General features: G+C 69.6%; 5 protein-coding genes and 1 pseudogene. All 6 read left to right on the top strand.

Annotated features, from left to right (window positions below; all coding sequences use genetic code 11):
* The coding region (locus tag ACFE60_RS17800; RefSeq protein WP_375390191.1) for a winged helix-turn-helix domain-containing protein at nucleotides 1–405 on the top strand (405 nt) is incomplete at its 5' end.
* A 91-nt stretch (nucleotides 406–496) separates the two neighbouring features.
* A complete protein-coding gene (locus ACFE60_RS17795; protein WP_375390190.1) occupies nucleotides 497–958 on the top strand; it encodes a hypothetical protein in 462 nt (153 codons plus the stop codon).
* Nucleotides 959–986: 28 nt separating this feature from the next.
* Nucleotides 987–1,133, top strand: a pseudogene (locus tag ACFE60_RS17790) (helix-turn-helix domain-containing protein); the annotation flags it as partial.
* A 104-nt stretch (nucleotides 1,134–1,237) separates the two neighbouring features.
* Nucleotides 1,238–1,735, top strand: a complete 498-nt coding sequence (locus ACFE60_RS17785) for a hypothetical protein (protein ID WP_375390189.1) — start codon at nucleotides 1,238–1,240, stop codon at nucleotides 1,733–1,735.
* A gap of 49 nt (nucleotides 1,736–1,784) precedes the next feature.
* Entirely contained in the window at nucleotides 1,785–3,956 is a 2,172-nt protein-coding gene (locus tag ACFE60_RS17780) for an RNA degradosome polyphosphate kinase (protein ID WP_375390188.1), read from the top strand.
* On the top strand, nucleotides 3,953–4,670 hold a 718-nt coding region (locus ACFE60_RS17775), incomplete at its 3' end, for an NUDIX domain-containing protein (protein WP_375390187.1). The genes ACFE60_RS17780 and ACFE60_RS17775, both read left to right, overlap by 4 nt.

The following is a 4,670-nucleotide window of genomic DNA, read 5'->3' as shown; positions in this document are numbered from 1 at the left end:
GACTCCGCCGGGCCCGCGGAGGTGGACGCGCGCATCCGCCTCGTGATCGGCCGGATGGCGCAGGCCGAGAGCGCCTCCAAGATCCAGGCGTCCGGCGTCGTCATCGACGAGGCCAGCTACTCCGCCCGCGTCCACGGACGCCCGCTCGATCTCACGTTCAAGGAGTTCGAGCTGCTGCGCTTCTTCGCGACGCACCCCTCGCGGGTGTTCACGCGGGAGCAGCTGCTGAGCGAGGTCTGGGGCTACGACTACTTCGGCGGCACCCGCACCGTCGACGTGCACGTGCGGCGGCTGCGCGCCAAGCTCGGCGACCTGGAGAGTCTGATCGGCACCGTGCGCAACGTGGGCTACCGCTTCAACGTCTACGAGGACGAGGGCGAGCGGCTCACCGCCATGCATCGCTGACCCTTCCTTTGGAGTAGCAATCTGCGCGGCTTATCGGGCACAATGCGCTTATCCGGCAATCACCCTCCTGCCGCACTTCTGAAGGACACCCATGACGGCCTTCCCGCCTCCCAGCGCGCAGATTACGACTGACGATCGGAGTATCGCGCCCCCTCCCATCCTGCGTGGCGCATTCGTGCTCTACCTCGTCAGCGCCGGACTCGGAGCGCTCGGACTGGTCGTGACCATCGCGTTCGGCGCAGCCTTGGCGGACGGCACTACCGGAATCAGTCCCCGCGCGCTCATCGCATTCGGCCTAGGTTTCGGTGTGGTAGTGCAGGTTGCGCTCATCATCTGCGAACTGGTCTTTGCGCCTCGGATGATCCGCGGATCGAATGCGGCCCGCATAGTGCTGACGGTTCTGGCGGCTATTCAGGTTTTCGGAATCCTCAGCGCATTCTTCATCGGTTTCGTACAGTTCATCGTTCTGCTGATCGCTCTCATCCTGAGTTGGACTTCGACCGAAAATACGTGGTTCCGCTCGCGCAGGCAAGTGACTGCGCCGGCCGTCTGACTCGCGCTTCTTCACCGCCGGAAAACTAGGCACCCGCACCGTCAACGTGCACGTGCGGCGGCTGCGCGCCAAGCTCGGCGACCTGGAGAGCCTGATCGGCACCGTGCGCAACGTGGGCTACCGCTTCAACGTCTACGAGGACGAGGGCGAGCGGCTCACCGCCATGCATCGCTGAACGCGATCCTGGGAGTCACCTGTCACCTGACTGACCGCGGACCGACCGTTCGCTACCGTCTCGGTCGCCGATACCCATCGGTCAGCACTCGAGAGGCCCGACGCATGTCCTTCCCCGCCGCACCCGCCGCACCCGCCACCGACGCACCCAACACCGTGGTCTGGGCCTACCGCCTGTACCTCGTCGGCGCAGCCCTCAGCCTGATCGGCATCGTCGTCAGCCTGGTCCTGCTGCCCTCGACCATCGACGCGGCCCTCGAGGCGACCCGTCGGTCGCTGCAGGGCCAGGACACCCAGGGCATCGACATCGAGGGCATCGCCCGCGGCGCCGCGATCGGCGGTGCCGTGCTCGGCGCTGCGATCGCCGTGGCGTTCAGCGTGCTCACGTTCGTGTTCGCGCGGAAGCTGCGGCAGGGCCGCAACTGGGCGCGCATCGTGCTCGCCGTCTTCGCCGGCCTGCAGATCTTCGGCGTCGTCGGCCTGTACGGCCTGGGCGCGCTGCAGTTCCTGATCGTCGCCGCCGCGGCCGTGCTCAGCTTCCTCCCGGCGTCGAACGCATGGTTCCGCTCGCGCAAGCAGGTGGTGGCCGCGCCGGCCGTCTGACGCGCGGTCGTTCACCTGCCCGCAACCCGGTCGGTGGCAGGATTCGGGCATGGACGAGGAGAGCACGGCCCTCGCGGCCGACGTCGTCGACGACGCCCCCGCCCCTCCGCCGCCCCCCAGGCCGAGGCCCGCCCCGCTGCCGCGGGACCGGTACATCGACCGGGAGCTGTCCTGGCTCGCGTTCAACCGCCGGGTCCTCGGCCTGGCGGAGGACGAGTCGCTGCCGGTGCTCGAGCGCACCAACTTCCTGGCGATCTTCGCCTCGAACCTCGACGAGTTCTTCATGGTGCGGGTCGCGGGCCTCAAGCGCCGTATCCTCACCGGCCTCGCGGTGCCGACCAACATCGGGCGGCCGCCGAAGGCGGTGCTGGCCGACATCAACGCCGCCGCGCACGTGCTGCAGGTGCAGCACGCGGAGGTGTTCCACGAGCGGGTGCGCCCCGTGCTCGAGCAGGCCGGCATCCGCATCGTCGGCGTCGACGACCTGCCCGAGTCGGAGCGCAACCGCCTCGCCGACGTCTTCGCGAACCAGATCTTCCCGGTGCTGATGCCGCTCGCGGTCGACCCGGCCCACCCGTTCCCCTACATCAGCGGGCTCTCCCTGAACCTCGCCGTCCGCGTCCGCAACCCGAAGTCGGGCCGCGTCGACTTCGCCCGGCTCAAGGTGCCGGCCGGCAGCCTGCCGCGCCTGGTCTCGACGACGTCGCCCGCCTCCTCCACTGCGACCTACGTGCTGCTCGAGGACCTGATCGCGCACCACCTCGACGAGCTGTTCCCGGGGATGGAGGTGCTGGAGCACCACGTCTTCCGCCTCACGCGCAACGAGGACCTCGAGGTCGACGAGGACGAGAGCGAGAACCTGCTCAAGGCGCTGGAGAAGGAGCTGCTGCGGCGCCGCTTCGGGCCGCCGATCCGCCTCGAGATCACCGAGGACATGGACGCGACGACGCTCGACCTGCTGTCGTCCGAGCTCGACATCACCCGGGACGAGGTCTACCGCCTGCCCGGGCCGCTCGACCTGGCCGGCCTGTTCGAGCTGAACCGGCTGGACCGGCCGCAGCTGCACTACCCGACGGCGGTCCCCGCGACGCCGCTCGCCTTCACCCCGGGTGAGCCGAACGAGAAGCCGGACCTGTTCAGCGCCATCGCCGCGCGCGACGTGCTGGTCCACCACCCCTACGAGTCGTTCGCGACGAGCGTGCAGTCGTTCCTCGAGCAGGCCGCGGCCGACCCCGACGTGCTGGCGATCAAGCAGACGCTGTACCGCACGAGCGGCGACAGCCCGATCGTCGAGGCGCTGATCGACGCCGCGGAGGCGGGCAAGCAGGTGCTCGCCCTGGTCGAGATCAAGGCCCGCTTCGACGAGCAGAACAACATCGAGTGGGCCAGGAAGCTCGAGCGGGCGGGCGTGCACGTCGTCTACGGCCTCGTCGGCCTGAAGACCCACTGCAAGCTCGCGCTCGTCGTGCGTCGCGAGGCGGACGGGAACCTCAAGAACTACTGCCACATCGGCACCGGCAACTACAACCCGAAGACCAGCCGGATCTACGAGGACTTCGGTCTGTTCACCGCCGACGAGCAGGTCGCGAAGGACCTCATCCGGCTGTTCAACGAGCTGTCCGGCTACGCGATCGAGAAGAAGTTCCGCCGGCTGCTCGTCGCGCCGCTGCATCTGCGCAAGGGGCTGCTGAAGCGGATCAACGCGGAGCGGATGCACGCCGAGGCGGGCAACCCGGCGCGCATCCGGATCAAGGTCAACTCGATGGTGGACGAGGCGATCATCGACTCGCTGTACCGCGCCAGCCAGGCCGGGGTGCAGGTGCAGGTGTGGGTGCGCGGCATCTGCAGCCTGAAGCCCGGCATCCCGGGCACGAGCGACAACATCCAGGTCCGCTCGACCCTCGGCCGCTACCTGGAGCACTCGCGGGTGTTCTCGTTCCTGAACGACGGCGACCCGGTCACCTACATCGGCAGCGCGGACATGATGCACCGCAACCTCGACCGCCGCGTCGAGGCCCTCGTGCGGCTGAAGCGGCCGGAGCACCTGGCCGAGATGGACCGCCAGTTCGACCAGGCGATGAGCGACGAGACCGCCTCCTGGCACCTCGACGAGATCGGCGTCTGGACGCGGCACGCGCTCGACGAGGAGGGGAACCCGCTCACCGACCTGCAGGTCGCGACGCAGCAGGCGCTGACGAACCGGAAGCGCACGCCCCGATGACCCTTCGCCGGGTGCAGGAGGGCGCGGACGCGGCGACCGCGCCGGTGCTCGCCGCGGGTGCCGTCTGCTGGCGACGCCGCGCGAAGAGCGTGGAGGTGCTGATCGTGCACCGCCCGATGCGCGGCGACGTCGGGCTGCCCAAGGGCAAGGTCGATCCGGGCGAGTCCGTGCCGCAGGCGGCGGTGCGCGAGGTCGCGGAGGAGACCGGGTTCGGGGTCGCGCTCGGCGTGCCGCTGGGCGCCACCACCTACGTGCTGCCGAACGGCCGCGACAAGACCGTCGTCTACTGGGCCGCGGAGGTGTCGAAGGACGAGCTGGAGCGCGGGGTCTTCAAGCCGAGCGACGAGGTGGACGAGACGGAGTGGGTGCCGCTCGCCAAGGTCGGCAAGCGGCTCACGTACGAGCGCGACATCGAGCTGCTGCAGCGGTTCGCCGAGCTCGCCGTCACGGGCGAGCTGGAGAGCTTCGCCCTCATCGCGCTGCGCCACGCGAAGGCGGCCTTCGACTCCCCCTCCGGCGCCGATGCCGACCGGCGCCTCACCGCCCGCGGGTCCGCGCAGGCCCGCGCGGTCGCGCCGGCGCTGGCGGCGTGGGGTCCGACGAAAGTGGTCAGCAGCACCGCGGCGCGCTGCCTCTCGACCGTCGCCCCGTTCGCGAAGGCGGCCGGCATCGAGGTGAAGAAGGCGCCGCAGCTGAGCCAGGACGGCTGGGAGA

The organism is uncultured Amnibacterium sp., assembly GCF_964245895.1.
Lineage (GTDB): Bacteria > Actinomycetota > Actinomycetes > Actinomycetales > Microbacteriaceae > Amnibacterium.
This window is presented reverse-complemented; position numbering and strand designations above follow the sequence as displayed.

Excerpts from the sequence above, each read along its gene's own strand:
- ACFE60_RS17780 (WP_375390188.1), top strand. The coding sequence starts at position 1,785 with ATGGACGAGGAGAGCACGGCCCTCGCGGCCGACGTCGTCGACGACGCC.
- ACFE60_RS17795 (WP_375390190.1), top strand. The coding sequence starts at position 497 with ATGACGGCCTTCCCGCCTCCCAGCGCGCAGATTACGACTGACGATCGG.
- ACFE60_RS17785 (WP_375390189.1), top strand. The coding sequence starts at position 1,238 with ATGTCCTTCCCCGCCGCACCCGCCGCACCCGCCACCGACGCACCCAAC.